We start from the raw sequence: 17,500 nt of genomic DNA on the forward strand, positions 1-17,500 counted from the left end.
GGCTCGCCAGGCTTCCTCGGCGCCTACAATTGCGGGCCGGGCTGCTACGCCGACTATCTGGCCGGCAACCGCCGCCTGCCCGGCGAGACGCGGCGCTACATCGCGTCGGTGTCGCCGCGCCTGGAGGGCGGCATCACCGGTGGCGCGGTGGAGGTCGCCAGCCTGCCCGTCACGCAGCCTCCGCCCATCTCCGCCGCTCCGGCCCCGGTGGTGCCGGTGACTCCGGTGCCGGCCCCGCCGGTGGCCCCCCTGCCCCCTCCGGTCATCGCGGCCACGCCGCTGCCGGTGAAGGTCGCCGCGGCGGGCGGCTGGACCGTCCAGCTCGGCGCCTTCCGGTCGCCCGACGACAGCGCCCGCATCATCGACCGGGCGCGCCGCTCCATGCCGGGCACGTTGAGCCGCACGGAGCGGGTGGTGCAGACCGTGGACACCCAGAACGGGCCGCTCTACCGCGCCCGGCTGACCGGCCTGACTCAGCAGGACGCGGCGCAGAGCTGCGCCAGCCTGACGGGCATGGGCATGGCCTGCTTCGTGGTGCCCCCGGGCGCGTAAGCGCCCGGCATTGTCGTGACAAGCGCCAGCGCCCGGCGTCACTCTATAGATGCGCGGGCGCGCAGCCGCGCATCACTCCGCTTTGCGTGGGATCAGATGTCGAGCGGCAGGGAATCGAGGTCCAGACCGAGGCGGCGGACGATCTCCGCCGCCGTGTTCAGGTTGGTCTCGAATTTCCAGGTCTGGCCGTTGGGGCGGTATTCGTTAACGTTGGGGCGCCCGTTCGCGAAGCGGTAGGGCTGCACGCTGTACCAGCGGGCGTCGCTCATGCCGATCCCCTGCTCCGCGGCGTAGGATTCGGCAACCTGCGGCCACATGATGCCGCCGGGCTGGGTGGGCTGGTCGCTGTCGAGGAACGCGACGATGCGGGCGCCGTTCAGTTCGAAGTCGACACGCTGTTTCACACCACCATCGGTGGCGTTGTCGGGGGCGGACGCGGCCGAAGTCTGCGGCACAGTTACCTTTTCCATGACCTGTAGCTCCGATTTACCTGACAGCGTATAGGCAGTGGCGCACCGGAACCAGAGGCAAAATGCGCCGACCGGCGCCGCCGGCTTGCAAAAGCGGCGGCCGGGTCCCGCGGAAGGTGCCGAGGCGGCGGCGCGCACGGCTTTCGTCATAACCTGCGATGGAAGAATTACCGCCGCCGGGCCATCGTTGGGGATTCCCACGGACCGTGCGATGCGCTAGATTCGGTTTTGGTTTTGTTCGCAGCCACCATCCCTGGTCAGAATGGCCCGCCTCATCGACCGTCCCGCCGAACATCAGGACCGTCCCGTCGTCCCCGGCACCGCGGCTCCGCATTGCGAGCATTGCGGGCGCCCGCACGGCCATACGTTGCGCTGCCTGCCGGACGGCCGCTGGCTGTCGCCCGACGGGATCTGGTTCAGCGACGAAGGCGACTTGGCCCCCTGGCCGGACGTGGTCGAATATGCCGGGGTCCGGACCTCGCGCAGCATCGTCGGGCTGTACCGCCGCCGCGCCGCCGCGATCGAGCTGTCCGCGGAGAACGCCATGGAACGGCGGTGGCTCTGCCGGCGTTGTCATATGGTCACCGCGCGCGACGAGCATCGGCGCGTCACCCGGACCCGGTCCCTGATGCGCCTCGCGCTCGGCGACCTGTTCGAGGGAACCTACACCATCTGAAGGGCTGCTCGGCCCTTCCGGGGAAAGAAAGCCAAACATTCCATGCAGCACGGACAGTCGACGCGCCGCTGGGCCGACCCGCGGCGCAGCATGAGGGATTCCGCCGTGGATGCCCCCGCCTCGCGCCCCGCGAGGCCGGTCGATCCGGTCGTGATGGCCCTGAACCTGCTGAACAGTCCCCGCACCCGGGCGGCGCTCCTGAAAGCCGTGGAGGAACGGGTGAAGACGGACGCGGAGGAGCGCCGGCGCTTCGCCGCCGCCGCCGGCCGCGTCCAGGGCGCCACAGGCGAGCCGGCGCTGACCCAGGCGGTCGGCAATTACCTGCGCGACCTGTCCCGCCTCCCGGAGGCCGGACGCAGCGGGCCCTATCTGTGGCTGGCCGAGACGGTGGCCATCCTGGCCGGCGGCGGCGGGCGCCCCGGACAGCCGGCCACCCTTTTCCGCGACCCGCGGGCCGAAGCGGAGGCGCTGTTCCGCCCGCGCGGGGCGGCCTCGGCGTAAGCGCGGCGTTTGAAAACGGGAGGGGCCCGGTGCCGGAGATCGTCCGGCGCCGGGCCCCTCCTTCAAAGAGCGGAACCTGCGATCAGGCGATCGTGCCGTCGAACAGGGCCGGCTCGATGGCGTGCATCTTCGCCGTGTTCACCGCCCAGTCGTCGGTCATGATGCCGCCGGTGTCGCCCGAGCCGGGGCTCCAGGCCCAGTAGGTGAAGCTGACGCCCTGGTCGCCCGCCGCAAGGTCGGACTTGCCGTCGCCGTTGTAGTCGCCGTCCATGTACTTGACCATGGCGTCGAGCCACTGCTTGTCCTGCGTGGTGTCCAGCTTGGTCCCGAACTCGCCGACCAGAACCGGCGCGATGTCCTTCTGGACGATCCAGCCCCAGGCGTCCGTCCAGATGTCCTTCATGTTGCTCGGATAGGCGGGATCGTCGAACCAGCCGAAGCCGGCCATCGACGGCGGGTAGTCGTGGACGGAATAGACCAGCTTGTTGTCGACGTTGAAGTCGACCGGGTCGGTCTTCACGCCGTCCAGATTGCCGCCCCACCAATAGGTGCCTTCGGACGAGTTCTCGACGCCCTCGACGATCAGCAGCCAGTTCGGGTTGACCGACTGCACGGCGTTGCCGATGCGCTCCGCCGCGGCCTTCCAGTCGGTGGCCTGGTTGCCGTCGCCCCAGGTGGCCTGGCCGTGCGGCTCGTTGTGCAGGTCGGCGGCGACGACCGACGGGTTGTCGGCGTAGCGCTGGGCCAGCATCTTCCAGTTCTCGGTCATCTTCGATTCCGGATACTGGCTGGTGTACCAGAGCCCGTTCTCGTTGGCCGAGGCGCCGTCGCCGGAGCGGTGGTGGTCGAGGATGATCTTCATGCCGGTCTGATCGGCGTAGTCGATGATCTTGTCGAACACCTCAAGGCTGGTCTTGCCCTGAAGCTCCGGATTCTTCGAATAGTCGATGCCGGTCGGCATGCGGCCGTTGTCCAGCATGGCGTCCGACCAGGGCAGACGGATGGTGTTGAAGCCCTGGTCCTGCATCTGGTCCATGATGTTCTTGTAGCTGTCCTGCCACAAGCCCTGCGGGGCGAAGGCATAACCCTCCGCGCCGAACCAGTTGACACCGGTCAGCTTCACGTTGTTGCCGGCGCTGTCGACGATCTGGCTGCCCTCGGTGTGCAGGTAGCCGCTGGCGGACCCGGCGCCGCTGTCCGTGGAGGGGGTGGTCACCGGGGCGGTCGGGGCAGCCGGGACCGTGCTCGGCGGCGTGCTCGGCGCTGCGGAGGGCGCGGAGGCGGAGTCGGCGGTGAACAGGCCCTTGTCGGCATCGACCACCAGCGTGCCGTTCCACCACAGGTCGGCCTGCCCCTTGATGACGTCCTTGCCGTCGAGCGCGCCCCTGTCGTAGCTGACCGCGGAGTCGGTCGGGGCGTATTCGTGGCCGTTGATGGTCACGCTGCCGACATGCAGGTTGCGGTCCTGGCCGTTCACCGTGGCGTCGTTGTCGTACTGGACCTGGATCTTGTGCGCCTGATCGGCGGCGAGATCGGTCTTGAAGGAGAAGTCCTTCGAGTCCGTGCCGGCCGTCCCCTCGCCGATCGCCTTGCCGTCCGCCAGCACCGTGAAGTGCGCGTTCTGGCCCGCCGCGGCGGTGCCGCGGGCGTTGATGGTGATGGTCGAGGAGCCGGTGGCGGCGCCGTCGCTGCCGCCCGTGGCGGCGCTGTCGGCCTCCGGAGCGGCGGCGCTGCTGCCGGAGGTCGCCTTGTCGATGACGGTGTCGGCGGCCGCGCCGTAGAGCGACGACGGGGTGGAGAAGGTCAGCGCCCCGTTCCACCACAGCCCTTCCTGGCCGGCCATGGTCCCGCCGGTGTCGTCGTGCCGCTCGTAGCTCGCGTCGGTCGGGCTCAGCGTGTGGCCGTTGACGACGATGGACTTGATGCCCAGGTCGCGGTTCGACCCGGCGTTCACGTCGTCGTTATCATAAACAACCTGGACTTTGTGTGCTTGACCAGAGGAAACGTCAACGTCGAATGTATAGGCTTTCGGCTCGGCCGAGCCCACCGACGCCTGACCAACATCCTTGCCGTCGATCATCAGACGAAAGTGAGGATTCACAGCGTCCGAAGAGGTGCCATAGGCGTTCACGACGATTTTGGACTTGGTCAAACCAGTGGAGGTCGTCGCCATTTGTCTATTCCATTGCGGTTTCGATGGGCAGACGGTGGCTTCAGATGGTTAACGAGATACTAACAATTCATTTAAAATAAATTAACCATTTGTGGCAAATAGGAGCGGCCGGCGGCCGGCGTTGCCTGATGCGGCGGCGCAACAGCAGGCCCGCCCTGGCTTTGCCGGGATGCGCCGGGGGGCGTCGGCGAGGCCCTCGTACGGGATCGTTCGGTGGTCTTGCCCCAGGCTGGTCACAGGGGACGGCCGGCGTTTCACGAACGGACGATGCCCGCCGTCGTCGTGTGGACAGCGTGGTGCGAGCCGGCGCGGGTTCCGCCCTTCCGAAGTGTCAACCCGCGGGCGAAGCCGCGCGTGCTACACTGCGCGCCGTGACGGATGGTGGATGATGACGGGCATGAGGATGGCGGTGGCCCCTTGGACGGCGGTGTTGACGGCGGTGTTGACCGTCGTCCTGGCAACCGCGCTTGCCGGCGCGCCGGCGCAGGCGTCGCCGGTTCCCGCCGTGGGGCAGAGCGTGTCGCTGGTGACCACCAACGGGTCGGCGACCTTCAAATTGTGCCGCAACTGGGTGTTCACCCACACCTGCCGCGAGTACGGCAACGTCCCGGTGCCCGCGCGCATCGCGGCGGGCGACTCGTTTGAAATCACCTTCGGCAGCAACCCGAAGACGATGTGGTTCCGGGTCAAGGCCGTCCTGCTTCAGGACGGGCGCTGCCTGCTGATCCCCAAGCACGAGGACATGCCGGCCAAGGGCGAGGATGAGCCGGTGGACATGCTGATCGTGGACCCGTGCCGCGTCCTGAAGTGACGGCCCCGGCAAAAAGCCCCCGGCGAGAATCCGGCTGTGACAGCCCTGCGATGAAGGCGCGCCCCGTCGCGGGCCGCCTTCCGCAGGACGGCGGCCTCAGCGCAGCGGGATGTTCATCTGGACGCTGAGACCCGGTGCGGGCGCGTAGTAGACCGGCGGGGGCGGCGGTGCGTAGACCACACGCGGCGCCGGAGCGTAATAGACGGGCGGCGGGCGGCGCATCACCACGACGGGTGGCGGCGGCTCGTAGATCACCACGGGGCCGTGGCCACGATGGTGATGCTTGTGCTTGTGCTTCTTCCAGCGCCCATGGTCGTCGGCCAGCGCCGGCGCAGCCAGCGCGACGGTCAGCACCAGGCTTCCCAGCGCCACGCCCCAGCCACGTTTGCCGAAACCACCTTTGCCTGAATGGCCCGCGCCTGTGTGGACGGACATTCCCTGCATCCTTTTTCTGCAATCGGTTGACCCGATCCTAACAGCAGATCGTGCGCCCAAGCTCTGGCTCCAACCATCCGCCCTGGGACAAATTTCGGGCACCCCTTATTCCCCGAAGGGGGTGCTCCCAGGCGGAAATGGCGGGTCGAAAACCGAACGAACGTCAGAGGTTGCGGCCATTCGATTTGGTGTTCGCAGGCGCCGAAACTGTGTCACACTGTCGCATGGTGAATGGCATCGGGAGCGTCCGTATGGAAAGCCGCCGCAACCAGCCGCAACGTCACATCGTGCTCGCCTCGCACCCGACCGGCGGCGCCAAGCCGCGCTACACCCCGGTCCACTGGGGCGCCCCCACCGCCGCGGAGCGCGGTCCGGTCGTCGCCTCGCTCTCCGACCCGGCGCAGCGCAATTCCATCGGCGCCCACGCCGGCAGCTACGCGGTCTACCGGGCGCTCGCCGTCGCGGCGGGGCAGCTCAGCGCCTATCACGTCCCGGACCTGACCAACACCGCGCCGGCGGAACCCATCGGCCCGCACCCGCAATGGGGCGACCCGGAGAGGATCGTCTCCATCGATCCCTTCGGCCATATGGTCAGCGAGGCCTTCGGCGATCATCTGGCGCGCGGCGTCGACGTCCGCCCGACCATCGCCGTGACCAAGGCGCGCATCAAGATGCCGGAGCTGGTGGACGCCATGCGCGCCGGGCGGCTGGCGGCGGACGGCCAGATCCTGCTGCCCAGCGGCGACGCCCGCGTGACCAAGGTCGCCATCGAGCCGGTGTGGTTCCTGCCCGGCATCGCCAAGCGCTTCGGCATCACCGAGAGCGCGCTGCGCCGCGGCCTGTTCGAGCACACCGGCAGCATGTTCCCGGAGCTAGTGACCCGCCCCGACCTGAAGGTCTTCCTGCCGCCGATCAACGGGCTGACCGTCTACATCCTGGGCGACGTGGCGGCGCTGACCGACCCGGCGCGCCAGGTCGCCTGCCGGGTCCATGACGAGTGCAACGGGTCGGACGTCTTTGGCTCCGACATCTGCACCTGCCGCCCCTATCTGACCCACGGCGTCGAGGAGTGCATCCGCACCGCCCAGGAGAACGGCGCCGGCTTGGTCATCTACAACCGCAAGGAAGGGCGCGCGCTCGGCGAGGTGACCAAGTTCCTGGTCTACAACGCGCGCAAGCGCCAGCCCGGCGGCGACCGCGCGGAAGCCTATTTTGAGCGGACGGAATGCGTGGCCGGCGTCCAGGACATGCGTTTCCAGGAGCTGATGCCCGACGTCTTCCACTGGCTGGGCGTCACCCGCATCGACCGCATGGTGTCGATGAGCAACATGAAGTCCGACGCCATCCGCCGCGCCGGGATCGAGATCGTCGAGCAGATCCCGATCCCCGAGGAGCTGATCCCCGACGACGCCAAGGTGGAGATGGACGCCAAGAAGGCCGCCGGCTATTTCACCCCCGCCGTGCCGACCGCGGAGGAGCTGACCGTCGCCAAGGGCCGGGGGCTGACCGATTGAGCGCCGCCGGCGACGATGACGTGGGGTGGCTGCTCTCCGCCGATGCGGTGCGCCAGCGCGCCCACGCGATCCTGGCGAAGGCCGAGCGCGGCGACCTCGCCCACTTCGCGTTTCGCCCGGACCGGCTGGATGACGCCGCCGCCCTCGTCGCCGCGGTGACGTGGGAGTTCTACCCGGACCTGGACGTCCCCTACCACAGCCGCTGGCGGCACTTCGTGGTGAACGGCGACGACCGCTGGGCGACGCTCGCCGCCGGGCTGGGGGCGGACGCCGACGAGATCGCGCGCATCCGCTTCGACCTCGCGGTGACCAGCGTTCTGCTCGACGCCGGGGCGGGCGACCGCTGGCGCTACCGCGACGCCGCGGGGGTGGAACTGGCCCGCTCCGAAGGGTTGGCCATCGCCAGCTTCGACCTGTTCCGCGCGGGCGGCTTCGCCGACGACCCGGTCCACGCCCCGCTGCGCGCCGACGCGGCGGCCCTCTCCGCCATGACCGAGGCGGCGCTCTCCCGCGGCTTCCAGGCCGGGCCGGACAACCCGCTGGTCGGGCTGGAGGGTCGCGCCGCCCTGCTGCGCCGTCTGGGGAGCGCGCTGACCGCCGCGCCCGACCTGTTCGGCACGCCGGGGCGGGTCGGCACCCTCTACGACGCGCTGAAGGCGCAGGCCGTGGACGGCATGCTTCCCGCCTCCGCCATCCTCGACGCGGTGCTGCGCGGGCTGGGGCCGATCTGGCCGGGCCGGATCGAGCGCGGCGGCGTCAATCTCGGCGACAGCTGGACCCATTCGGCGGTTGGCCTCGTCCCCTTCCACAAGCTGTCGCAATGGCTCAGCTACTCGCTGGTCGAGCCGCTGGAGGGGGCGGGCATCGCCGTCACCGGGCTGGACCGGCTGACCGGCCTGCCGGAATACCGCAACGGCGGGCTGCTGGTGGACAGCGGCGTTCTGGTGCCGAAGGACCCGCGCCTCCTCACCGACGCGCTGGAGGTGGGGGACGAAGCGGTGGTGGAGTGGCGCGCCCTGACCGTCGCCCTGCTCGACCGCCTCGCCGATGCGGTGCGCGCCCGGCTGGGCGTGCCCGCGGAAAGCTTCCCGCTCGCCAAGGTTCTCCAGGGCGGGACCTGGACCGCCGGACGCCGGATCGCCCGCGAGCGCCGCCCCGGCGGCGGCCCGCCGATCCGCATCCGCAGCGACGGGACCGTCTTCTGATGTGACGCCAACCACCCGAAGGGTCGCCCATGCCCATCCCGACACTCACCGTCATCGACCATCCTCTGGTCCAGCACAAGCTGACCCTTCTGCGGCGGCGGGAGACCCCCACCGCCCGGTTCCACGAGGTGATGCGGGAGGTGTCGCAGCTGATGGGCTACGAGCTGACGCGCGACCTTCCCCTGGAGGACCGCCCGGTGGAAACGCCGCTGGCAACCTTCGACGCGCCGCTGCTGACCGGCAAGAAGCTGTGCCTCGTCTCCATCCTGCGGGCCGGGCAAGGGCTGCTGGACGGCATGCGCACCCTGCTGCCATCGGCCCGCATCGGGCACATCGGCCTCTACCGCGACCAGGAGACGCTGACCCCGGTCGAGTATTTCTTCAAGGTGCCGGAGGACATCGAGGACCGGCTGGTCATCCTGGTCGATCCCATGCTCGCCACCGGCCACACAGCCGTCGCGGCGGTGCACCGGCTGAAGGACGCGGGTGCGGCCTCAATCAAGCTGGCCGTCCTGGTGGCCGCCCCGGAGGGCCTGCGCACCTTCCACGACGCGCATCCCGACGTGCCGGTCTTCACCGCCGCGGTGGACGAGCGGCTGGACGGGAACGGCTACATCCTGCCCGGCCTGGGTGACGCGGGCGACCGGCTTTACGGCACCCGCTGAGAATCGTTGCCGCCCTTTTGGTCACATGCCACCCTGCCGACCCGTGAGAGCCGCAGCAGGGCTGACGCGCACGGAATGGCATTGCCGTTGCAACGTCTCTGCTGCATTTCTGAGCTGAAACAGCAAAGCAGACGGAGGGGGTTGCAAAATGGGGAACCTGTTGGGCGTGGCGCGGCGCGCCGTCCTGTGTGGCGCGGCCGCGGTGGCCGTCGCGGCGATGGCTCTGCCCGCCTGGGCTCAGTCGAAGGTCAAGGTCGCCGGCATCTACACCGTGCCGATCGAGCAGCAGTGGGTCAGCCGCATCCACACCGCCCTGAAGGCCGCCGAGGCCCGTGGCGAGATCGAGTATGTCTGGGCCGAGTCGGTCGCCAACACCGATTATGAGCGCGTGATGCGCCAGTACGCCGAGGGCGGCCAGCAGCTCGTCTTCGGCGAGGTCTTCGGCGTCGAGCGCGCGGCCCGCGCCGTCGCCAAGGACTATCCCAAGACCGCCTTCGTCATGGGCTCCAGCTTCAAGCCGCAGGAGCCGAACTTCTCGGTTTTCGACAACTACATCCAGGAGCCGGCCTACCTGACCGGCATGATCGCGGGTGCGGTGTCCAAGTCGAACGTCATCGGCATGGTCGGCGGCTACCCGATCCCCGAGGTGAACCGCCTGATGAACGCCTTCATGGAGGGCGCCAAGGAGGTGAACCCAAACGTGAAGTTCATGGTCAGCTTCATCGGCTCCTGGTTCGACCCGCCGAAGGCCAAGGAAGCCGCCTTCGCGATGATCGACCGCGGCGCCGACGTGATGTACGCCGAGCGCTTCGGCGTGTCCGACGCCGCCAAGGAGCGCAAGGTCCTGGCCATCGGCAACGTCATCAACACCCAGCCGCAGTATCCGGAGACCGTGGTCGCCAGCGCGCTGTGGCACATGGAGCCATCGGTGGACCGCGCCATCGCCGCGGTGAAGGCGGGCAGCTACAAGGCCGAGGATTACGGTCCCTACAGCCAGATGGTCCACAAGGGCTCCAGCCTCGCCCCGCTCGGCACCTTCGAGGGCAAGGTTCCCGCCGACGTGATGGCCAAGGTGAAGGCCCGCGAGCAGGAGATCCTCGACGGCAAGTTCACCGTGAAGGTGAACGACAACGAGCCCAAGTCGACGATGTGATCCACATTTCCTTCTCCCTCCTGTGAGGGAGGCCATCGAACCCTCTCCCCTCTGGGGAGAGGGTGGCCCGAAGGGCCGGTGAGGGGGTTGCGCTTTTGCCGGACGTGCCGAGACGCGCAACCCCCTCACCCTAACCCTCTCCCCGGAGGGGAGAGGGGATTTTATTGCGTTTTCTGTTGCCTCCCCGGCACCCCGCGGACATCCATGACATCACCCCCCATCGTCCTCCGCCTCTCCGGCATCACGAAGCGGTTCGGGCCGCTCGTCGCCAACGATTCCATCTCGCTGACGCTCCACAAGGGCGAGGTGCTGGCCCTGCTGGGCGAGAACGGCGCCGGCAAGACGACCCTGATGAACATCCTGTTCGGCCATTACCTGGCCGATGAAGGAACCATCGAGGCGTTCGGCCAGCCGCTTTCCCCCGGCTCCCCCCGCGCGGCGCTGGCCGCCGGCATCGGCATGGTCCACCAGCACTTCACGCTCGCCGACAATCTGTCGGTGCTCGACAACATCGCCGTGGGCACGGAATCGCTGTGGCGCCCGCGCTCCGACCGCGCCGCCGCCAAGGCGAAGCTGCTCGACCTCGCCCGCCGCTTCGGGCTGGAGGTGCGGCCCGACGCGCTGGTCGGCGACCTGTCGGTGGGCGAGCGGCAGCGGGCCGAGATCCTGAAGGCGCTCTACCGCGACGCCCGCGTCCTGATCCTGGACGAGCCGACCGCGGTGCTGACCCCGCAGGAATCGGCCAGCCTGTTCGACACGCTGCGCCGCCTGACCGCCGACGGCTTGGCCGTGGTCTTCATCAGCCACAAGATGAACGAGGTCTTCGCGGCCAGCGACACCGTCGCCGTGCTGCGCGGCGGGCGCCTCGTCGCCACCCGCAAGACCGCCGAGACCGACCGCGAGGAGCTGGCCGAGCTGATGGTCGGCCGCGCCCTGAAGCCGCCCACTCCGACCCCGCTGGAGCCGGGCGAGCCGGTGCTGACGCTGTCCGGCGTGACCGTCGCCTCCGGCCACGGGCGCCCGCTGCTCGACGGCGTGGACCTGACCGTGCGCCGCCGCCAGATCGTCGGCATCGCCGGCGTGTCGGGCAATGGGCAGACGGCGTTGGCCGAGCTGGTCAGCGGCCTGATCCACCCCGATTCCGGGACCATGGCGCTGAAGGGCGAAGCCGCCGGCAACGCCAGCCCGGCGGAGATGGTCCGCCGCGGCGTCGCCCGCATCCCGGAGGACCGCCACGCCGCCGGCCTCGTCGGCGCCATGGCGGTATGGGAGAACCTGATCGCCGAGCGCTACCACGACCCGGCCTTCCAGCGCTTCGGCCTGATCCGCCGGGGGGCCGCCCGCGCCTACGCCGAGGAGGTGATCGCGGCGTTCGACGTGCGCTGCCCGGGTCCGGACGGCCGCACGCAGCTGCTGTCCGGCGGCAACATGCAGAAGCTGATCCTGGGGCGCACGCTGGCCCACGGGCCGGACCTGATCCTGGCGAGCCAGCCGACCCGCGGCCTCGACGTGGGCGCGGTGTCCTACGTCCATGGGCGGCTGCTGGAGGCCCGCGCCGCCGGGGCCGGGGTGCTGGTGATCTCCGAGGACCTCGACGAGATCCTGGCGCTGGCCGACGGCATCGCCGTCGCCTATCACGGGCGCCTCACCCCCGTTCTGCCCCACGGCCGCGTGTCGGTCCGCCAGCTCGGCCTGCTGATGGCCGGGCATTGGGAGATTTTGCCGGAGATCGTCGGGGAGGGCGTGCCATGAGCGGAATCCTTTCTTTGGATGCCCCCTCCCTAACCCTCCCCCTCTACGAGGTGGAGGGGACTGCCGCCGCTTCGCAAAAGGCCCCCTCTCCCGCAAAGCGCGGGAGGGTCGGGATGGGGGCCAAGGCGCGGCTTGAGTGCCGTCGCGGGATTAAGAAACAAGGAAAAAACCATGCGGCTTGAACCGCGAGAGCATACCCCGCTGGCCGCCCGCCTGCTGGCGCCCGTGGCGGCGGTGGCGGCGGCGCTGGCGCTCTGCGCGCTGCTGGTCGCCTGGACCGGCGCGCCGGTGCTGCGCGCCTACGGCCTGCTGCTGGAGGGGGCCGCCGGCTCCCGCTTCGCCCTGACCGAGACGCTGACCCGCGCCACCCCGCTGATCCTCACCGGCCTCGCCGCCGCCGTCGCCTTCCGCGCCAAGCTGTGGAACATCGGGGCGGAGGGACAGCTCTACATGGGCGCGCTCGTCGCCGTGGTGCTGGGCGGCGGCATGCTCGACCTGCCGGCCTGGCTGCTGCTGCCGACCGTGATGATCGCCGGGGCCGCCGCCGGGGGCGCCACGCTGCTCGGTCCCGCCGTGCTGAAGGTGCGCTTCGGCGTGGACGAGGTGGTGACCACGCTGCTGCTGAACTTCATCGTCCTGCTGCTCGTCTCCATGCTGCTGGAGGGCGCGCTGAAGGACCCCATGGGCATGGGCTGGCCGCAGTCCGCCCCCGTCGTCGAGGCCGCCGAGCTGCCCAAGCTGGTCGAGCGCACGCGGCTGCACACCGGCCTGCTGGTCGCGCTGGGCCTGTCGGCCCTGCTCTGGCTGATCGACACCCGGACCATCTGGGGCTACGAGAACCGGGCGGTCGGCGCCAACCCGCGCGCCGCGGCCTTCGCCGGGATGCCGGTGACCCGCGTCATGCTGCGCACCGCCCTGCTGTCCGGCGGGCTGGCCGGGCTGGCCGGGGTGATCGAGGTCAGCGGGCTGAAGGGCTACCTGACGCTCGACCTGTCGCCGGGCTTCGGCTACAGCGGCATCGTCGTCGCGATGCTGGCGCAGTTGCACCCGGTGGGCGTGGTCGGGGCGGCGATCTTCATCGCCGGCATCTTCGTCGGCGCCGACGCCATGAGCCGCGCCATGCCTGTGCCCAACTACATCGCCGACGTGCTCGTCGCCACCAGCCTGCTGTGCATGCTGGTCGCCGGGCTGCTGACGCGCTACCGGCTGCGGCGGGGGTGAGCGCCATGGAGCTGTTCCAAACGATCCTCGACATCCTGGTCTCCGCCGCCTTCTGGACGGCGGTGCTGCGCATCGCCACCCCCTACATCCTGGGCACGCTGGGCGAGCTGCTGTGCGAGCGGGCGGGCGTGCTGAACCTCGGCATCGAGGGCATCATGACGATGGGCGCCATGGCCGGCTGGATGGCCGTCTACCAGGGCGCCGACCTGTGGACCGGCGTGCTGGTGGCCGCACTCTGCGGCGGGCTGATGGGTCTGCTGCACGCCACGCTGACGGTGCCGCTGGGCCTGTCGCAGCATGTGGCGGGCATCGGCGTCACCCTGCTCGGCACCAGCCTGTCCTACTTCGTCTACCGCCTCGTCCTGCCGCAGGCGAGCACCCCGCCGACCATCGAGCCGTTCCAGCCGCTGGCCCTGCCCGGCGCGCTGGCCCAGACGCCGATGACCTACATGGCGCTGATCCTCGTCGCCGCGGTCGCCTACGTCCTCTACCGCACGCCGGTCGGGCTGGCGGTGCGCATGGTCGGCGAGAATCCGGCGGCGGCCGAGGCCCAGGGCCTCAGCGTCACCGCGGTGCGCATCGGCGCGGTGGTGGCGGGAAGCGCGCTGATGGCGCTGGCCGGGGCCTTCCTCACCCTGTCGGCCTTCAACGCCTTCTTCTTCAACATGGTCAACGGGCGCGGCTGGATCTGCATCGCGCTGGTCGTCTTCGCCTCCTGGCGGCCCGGCAAGGCGCTTCTCGGCGCGGTGCTGTTCGCCGCCTTCGACGCGCTGCAATTGCGGCTCCAGCAGGTGGCGGGGGGCGTCCTGCCCTACCAGCTGTTCCTGATGATGCCCTACCTGTTGAGCATCCTGGCGCTGGTGCTGGTGGCGCGCCGCGCCTCCTACCCGCGGGCGCTGATGATCCCGTACCGCAAAGGAGAACGCTGATGTTCGATCTGATCCTGCGCCGCGCCACGCTGCCCGACGGCCGCACCGGCATGGACATCGGCGTCCGCGACGGCCGCATCGCCGCGGTGGAGAAAGACCTGCCCGGCTCCGCCGGGGAGGAGATCGACGCCACGGGCCGGCTGGTCACGCCGCCCTTCGTCGATTCGCACTTCCACATGGACTCCACGCTCAGCTACGGCCTGCCGCGGGTCAACCGCTCCGGCACGCTGCTGGAGGGCATCGCGCTGTGGGGGGAGTTGAAGCCGCAGCTCGTCCAGGACGCCATCGTCGAACGGGCGCTGGCCTATTGCGACTGGGCGGTGGCGCGCGGCCTGCTGGCGATCCGCAGCCATGTGGACATCTGCGACCCGCGCCTGCTGGCTGTGGAATCGCTGTTGGAGGTCAAGCGGCGGGTCGCCCCCTACCTCGACCTGCAGCTGGTCGCCTTTCCGCAGGACGGCGTGCTGCGCGCACCCGGCGCCGTGGATCTGCTGAAGCGCGCGCTCGACATGGGCGTGGACGTGGTCGGCGGCATCCCGCATTTCGAGCGGACGATGGCCGACGGCGCGGCCTCCGTGAAGCTGCTCTGCGAGATCGCGGCGGAGCGCGGGCTGCTGGTCGACATGCATTGTGACGAGTCGGACGACCCGCTGTCCCGCCATGTCGAGACGCTGGCCTACGAGACGCAGCGGCTGGGGATGCAGGGCCGAGTAACCGGCTCGCACCTCACCTCCATGCATTCCATGGACAACTACTACGTTTCCAAGCTGATCCCGCTGATGGTCGAGGCGAACCTCGGCGTCATCGCCAACCCGCTCATCAACATCACGCTCCAGGGCCGCCACGACACCTACCCCAAGCGCCGCGGCATGACCCGCGTGCCGGAGCTGATGGGCGCCGGCCTGACCGTGGCGCTGGGTCACGACTGCGTGATGGACCCCTGGTACCCGCTCGGCTCCGGCGACATGCTGGAGGTCGCGCACATGGGCCTGCATGTCGGGCAGATGACCGGCTATGACGGAATGCTCGCCTGCTTCCGCGCGGTGACCGAGGCGCCGGCCAAGCTGCTGCACCTCGACGGCTACGGGCTGGAGGTGGGCTGCCACGCCGATCTGGTGGTGCTCCAGGCCGCCGACCCGGTGGAGGCGATCCGCACCCGCGCCACCCGCCTGTTCGTCCTGCGCCGCGGCGCCGTGGTCAGCCGCTGCGCCCCGGTGGAGGCCCAGCTTTCCCTGCCGGGCCGCCCGGAGTCGGTGTCCTTCACCCTGCCCACAGCGCGGGCCCGGTAACACCGCCCTCCCTAACCCTCCCCCGCCTTCGGCGGGGGAGGGTTAGGGAGGGGGCCCGGTGCGACACCCCGGACACGACGAAAAGCCGGCTCTTTCCGTTCGGAAAGCGCCGGCTTTGTCGTTCATGAAGCCGATTGTCAAGCGTGTGTGAAACCGTGTCCGTCCGTGTCCGTTTTGGTTTGGCGTGTGCCGTGGTGACCTGGCGGCGACCTACTCTCCCACGTCTTAAGACGCAGTACCATCGGCGCTGAGGCGTTTCACGGCCGAGTTCGGAATGGGATCGGGTGTTGGGAGCCTCGCCATGACCACCAGGTCACCAAGGCACACGCGAACCATCCGGACCGGACGGGCGGGTTTCGTTAAGTGAGGACGTCTGCGTTCTTGCTCTTGCGGTGTTGGCTCGTGCGTCCAGGGCTTGCCGCTGCGCGCGGGCCGCCGGCTGGGAAGGATCAAGCCATTCGAGCGATTAGTAAGGCTCAGCTTCAGGCGTTGCCGCCCGTCCACATGCCTCCTATCGACGTGATGGTCTGTCACGGCTCTCAAGGGAGTTCTGGTTTTGAGGTGGGTTTCCCGCTTAGATGCTTTCAGCGGTTATCCCGTCCATACTTAGCTACCCGGCCATGCCACTGGCGTGACAACCGGTGCACCAGAGGTATGTCCATCCCGGTCCTCTCGTACTAGGGACAGATCCTCGCAAAACTCCGACACCCACGGCAGATAGGGACCGAACTGTCTCACGACGTTCTAAACCCAGCTCACGTACCACTTTAATCGGCGAACAGCCGAACCCTTGGGACCTGCTCCAGCCCCAGGATGTGATGAGCCGACATCGAGGTGCCAAACGACTCCGTCGATATGGACTCTTGGGAGTCATCAGCCTGTTATCCCCGGCGTACCTTTTATCCGTTGAGCGATGGCCCGTCCACATGGAACCACCGGATCACTATGGCCGACTTTCGTCTCTGCTCGACTTGTCTGTCTTGCAGTCAGGCGGGCTTATGCCATTGCACTCGTCGAGCGATTTCCGACCGCTCTGAGCCCACCATCGCGCGCCTCCGTTACACTTTGGGAGGCGACCGCCCCAGTCAAACTACCCGCCATGCAGGGTCCCGGCTCCGGATCAACGGAGCGCGGTTAGATGCCAGAGACCTCAAGGGTGGTATTTCAAGGATGGCTCCACCCGAGCTGGCGCCCGGGCTTCCTAGCCTCCCACCTATCCTACACATGAGATCCCTAGCACCACTGCAAAGCTGTAGTAAAGGTGCACGGGGTCTTTCCGTCTGACCGCGGGTACTCCGCATCTTCACGGAGAGTTCAATTTCGCTGAGTTGGTGTTGGAGACAGCGGGGAAGTCGTTACGCCATTCGTGCAGGTCGGAACTTACCCGACAAGGAATTTCGCTACCTTAGGACCGTTATAGTTACGGCCGCCGTTTACCGGGGCTTCAATTCGGAGCGTGAACCCCTCCTCTTAACCTTCCGGCACCGGGCAGGCGTCAGACCCTATACGTCGCCTTGTACGGCTTCGCAGAGCCCTGTGTTTTTAGTAAACAGTCGCCACCCCCTGGTCTGTGCCCCCCGCCATGGCTTGCGCCACAACGGGGCCCTCTTCTTCCGAAGTTACGAGGGCAATTTGCCGAGTTCCTTCAACACCATTCTCTCAAGCGCCTGGGTATACTCTACCAGTCCACCTGTGTCGGTTTGGGGTACGGTCTGATGCGGGGGCTGTTTCCTGGAACGGGTCCCCAGCCGGGCCAATCCGATAAGGCCCGACACGCTTTCCCATTCGTCACACACCCGCTGGCCCACGAATATTAACGTGGTTCCCATCGACTACGCCTTTCGGCCTCGCCTTAGGGGCCGGCTCACCCTGCGTGGATTAACCTTGCGCAGGAACCCTTGGACTTTCGGCGACAGTGTTTCTCACACTGTTTGTCGCTACTCATGTCAGCATTCTCACTTCCGATACCTCCAGGCGGCCTCACGGACACCCTTCGCAGGCTTACGGAACGCTCCGCTACCACGTGATCAAAGATCACATCCGCAGCTTCGGTACACGGCTTGAGCCCCGATACATTTTCGGCGCAGGCCGGCTTAACTAGACCAGTGAGCTATTACGCTTTCTTTAAAGGATGGCTGCTTCTAAGCCAACCTC

General features: G+C 68.5%; 15 protein-coding genes and 2 rRNA genes (2 of these 17 cut by a window edge). 12 read left to right on the top strand and 5 right to left on the bottom strand.

Features of this window, described 5'->3' with window-relative positions:
* A protein-coding gene (locus ACWPN5_RS08630) for a lytic transglycosylase domain-containing protein (RefSeq protein WP_145691131.1) crosses the window boundary here: on the top strand, nt 1-552 show its 3' portion. 363 nt of this gene lie to the left of the window's left edge; the window shows 552 of its 915 coding nt (coding positions 364-915); its start codon lies beyond the left edge, outside the window; the stop codon is at nt 550-552.
* Nucleotides 553-644: 92 nt separating this feature from the next.
* Here ACWPN5_RS08630 and ACWPN5_RS08635 read toward each other — a convergent pair whose 3' ends face one another.
* Nucleotides 645-1,022 carry a hypothetical protein gene (locus ACWPN5_RS08635; RefSeq protein ID WP_145691133.1) on the bottom strand — a complete coding sequence of 126 codons (378 nt, stop codon included), beginning with the start codon at nt 1,020-1,022 and terminating at the stop codon, nt 645-647.
* Between the two features lie 262 nt (nt 1,023-1,284).
* Between ACWPN5_RS08635 and ACWPN5_RS08640 the strand changes: the two genes are divergently transcribed.
* Nucleotides 1,285-1,698 (top strand): hypothetical protein, encoded by a 414-nt coding sequence (locus ACWPN5_RS08640; protein WP_145691135.1) that lies wholly within the window; start codon nt 1,285-1,287, stop codon nt 1,696-1,698.
* 42 nt (nt 1,699-1,740) lie between these two features.
* Complete coding sequence (locus ACWPN5_RS08645; protein ID WP_200479117.1) at nt 1,741-2,199, top strand: hypothetical protein; 459 nt, start codon at nt 1,741-1,743, stop codon at nt 2,197-2,199.
* Between the two features lie 82 nt (nt 2,200-2,281).
* Here the strand turns inward: ACWPN5_RS08645 and ACWPN5_RS08650 are convergent, their stop codons facing one another.
* On the bottom strand, nt 2,282-4,372 hold the full coding sequence (locus tag ACWPN5_RS08650; RefSeq protein WP_492295193.1) for a cellulase family glycosylhydrolase: 2,091 nt from the start codon (nt 4,370-4,372) through the stop codon (nt 2,282-2,284).
* 385 nt (nt 4,373-4,757) lie between these two features.
* Between ACWPN5_RS08650 and ACWPN5_RS08655 the strand changes: the two genes are divergently transcribed.
* Nucleotides 4,758-5,183, top strand: a complete 426-nt coding sequence (locus ACWPN5_RS08655; protein WP_492295194.1) for a hypothetical protein — start codon at nt 4,758-4,760, stop codon at nt 5,181-5,183.
* A gap of 96 nt (nt 5,184-5,279) precedes the next feature.
* Here ACWPN5_RS08655 and ACWPN5_RS08660 read toward each other — a convergent pair whose 3' ends face one another.
* Nucleotides 5,280-5,555: a hypothetical protein gene (locus ACWPN5_RS08660; protein WP_492295195.1), complete on the bottom strand. Its 276-nt coding sequence runs from the start codon at nt 5,553-5,555 to the stop codon at nt 5,280-5,282.
* Nucleotides 5,556-5,869: 314 nt separating this feature from the next.
* On the opposite strand from ACWPN5_RS08660, the gene ACWPN5_RS08665 reads away from it, so the two are divergent.
* The 8 genes from ACWPN5_RS08665 to ACWPN5_RS08700 all read left to right on the top strand — a co-directional run bounded on the left by ACWPN5_RS08665 (nt 5,870) and on the right by ACWPN5_RS08700 (nt 15,346).
* On the top strand, nt 5,870-7,132 hold the full coding sequence (locus ACWPN5_RS08665; RefSeq protein ID WP_492295196.1) for a GTP cyclohydrolase II: 1,263 nt from the start codon (nt 5,870-5,872) through the stop codon (nt 7,130-7,132).
* Nucleotides 7,129-8,337 carry a URC4/urg3 family protein gene (locus tag ACWPN5_RS08670; protein ID WP_492295197.1) on the top strand — a complete coding sequence of 403 codons (1,209 nt, stop codon included), beginning with the start codon at nt 7,129-7,131 and terminating at the stop codon, nt 8,335-8,337. The genes ACWPN5_RS08665 and ACWPN5_RS08670 overlap by 4 nt, the downstream gene beginning before the upstream one ends.
* A 29-nt stretch (nt 8,338-8,366) precedes the next feature.
* Nucleotides 8,367-9,002 (top strand): uracil phosphoribosyltransferase, encoded by a 636-nt coding sequence (upp, locus tag ACWPN5_RS08675; protein WP_145691148.1) that lies wholly within the window; start codon nt 8,367-8,369, stop codon nt 9,000-9,002.
* A 148-nt stretch (nt 9,003-9,150) separates the two neighbouring features.
* Entirely contained in the window at nt 9,151-10,155 is a 1,005-nt protein-coding gene (locus tag ACWPN5_RS08680; protein WP_145691149.1) for a BMP family protein, read from the top strand.
* Nucleotides 10,156-10,359: 204 nt separating this feature from the next.
* Nucleotides 10,360-11,907 carry an ABC transporter ATP-binding protein gene (locus tag ACWPN5_RS08685; protein WP_492295198.1) on the top strand — a complete coding sequence of 516 codons (1,548 nt, stop codon included), beginning with the start codon at nt 10,360-10,362 and terminating at the stop codon, nt 11,905-11,907.
* A 171-nt stretch (nt 11,908-12,078) separates the two neighbouring features.
* Complete coding sequence (locus tag ACWPN5_RS08690) at nt 12,079-13,128, top strand: ABC transporter permease (RefSeq protein ID WP_492295199.1); 1,050 nt, start codon at nt 12,079-12,081, stop codon at nt 13,126-13,128.
* 5 nt (nt 13,129-13,133) lie between these two features.
* Nucleotides 13,134-14,057: an ABC transporter permease gene (locus ACWPN5_RS08695; RefSeq protein ID WP_145691154.1), complete on the top strand. Its 924-nt coding sequence runs from the start codon at nt 13,134-13,136 to the stop codon at nt 14,055-14,057.
* Nucleotides 14,057-15,346 (top strand): amidohydrolase family protein, encoded by a 1,290-nt coding sequence (locus tag ACWPN5_RS08700; RefSeq protein WP_492295200.1) that lies wholly within the window; start codon nt 14,057-14,059, stop codon nt 15,344-15,346. The genes ACWPN5_RS08695 and ACWPN5_RS08700 overlap by 1 nt, the downstream gene beginning before the upstream one ends.
* A gap of 197 nt (nt 15,347-15,543) precedes the next feature.
* On the opposite strand, the gene rrf is transcribed toward ACWPN5_RS08700, so the two are convergent.
* Together rrf and ACWPN5_RS08710 are read right to left on the bottom strand one after the other, a co-directional pair.
* A 5S ribosomal RNA gene (gene rrf, locus ACWPN5_RS08705) occupies nt 15,544-15,659 on the bottom strand.
* A 132-nt stretch (nt 15,660-15,791) separates the two neighbouring features.
* Nucleotides 15,792-17,500: ribosomal RNA gene (locus ACWPN5_RS08710) — 23S ribosomal RNA — on the bottom strand (it continues 1,038 nt past the right edge of the window).

It is taken from the genome of Azospirillum sp. UENF 211521, from assembly GCF_058780535.1.

Coding starts and splice junctions, on each gene's coding strand:
- ACWPN5_RS08635 (WP_145691133.1), bottom strand. CDS start 1,022: ATGGAAAAGGTAACTGTGCCGCAGACTTCGGCCGCGTCCGCCCCCGAC.
- ACWPN5_RS08640 (WP_145691135.1), top strand. CDS start 1,285: ATGGCCCGCCTCATCGACCGTCCCGCCGAACATCAGGACCGTCCCGTC.
- ACWPN5_RS08645 (WP_200479117.1), top strand. CDS start 1,741: ATGCAGCACGGACAGTCGACGCGCCGCTGGGCCGACCCGCGGCGCAGC.
- ACWPN5_RS08650 (WP_492295193.1), bottom strand. CDS start 4,372: ATGGCGACGACCTCCACTGGTTTGACCAAGTCCAAAATCGTCGTGAAC.
- ACWPN5_RS08655 (WP_492295194.1), top strand. CDS start 4,758: ATGATGACGGGCATGAGGATGGCGGTGGCCCCTTGGACGGCGGTGTTG.
- ACWPN5_RS08665 (WP_492295196.1), top strand. CDS start 5,870: ATGGAAAGCCGCCGCAACCAGCCGCAACGTCACATCGTGCTCGCCTCG.
- upp (WP_145691148.1), top strand. CDS start 8,367: ATGCCCATCCCGACACTCACCGTCATCGACCATCCTCTGGTCCAGCAC.
- ACWPN5_RS08680 (WP_145691149.1), top strand. CDS start 9,151: ATGGGGAACCTGTTGGGCGTGGCGCGGCGCGCCGTCCTGTGTGGCGCG.
- ACWPN5_RS08685 (WP_492295198.1), top strand. CDS start 10,360: ATGACATCACCCCCCATCGTCCTCCGCCTCTCCGGCATCACGAAGCGG.
- ACWPN5_RS08690 (WP_492295199.1), top strand. CDS start 12,079: ATGCGGCTTGAACCGCGAGAGCATACCCCGCTGGCCGCCCGCCTGCTG.
- ACWPN5_RS08695 (WP_145691154.1), top strand. CDS start 13,134: ATGGAGCTGTTCCAAACGATCCTCGACATCCTGGTCTCCGCCGCCTTC.
- ACWPN5_RS08700 (WP_492295200.1), top strand. CDS start 14,057: ATGTTCGATCTGATCCTGCGCCGCGCCACGCTGCCCGACGGCCGCACC.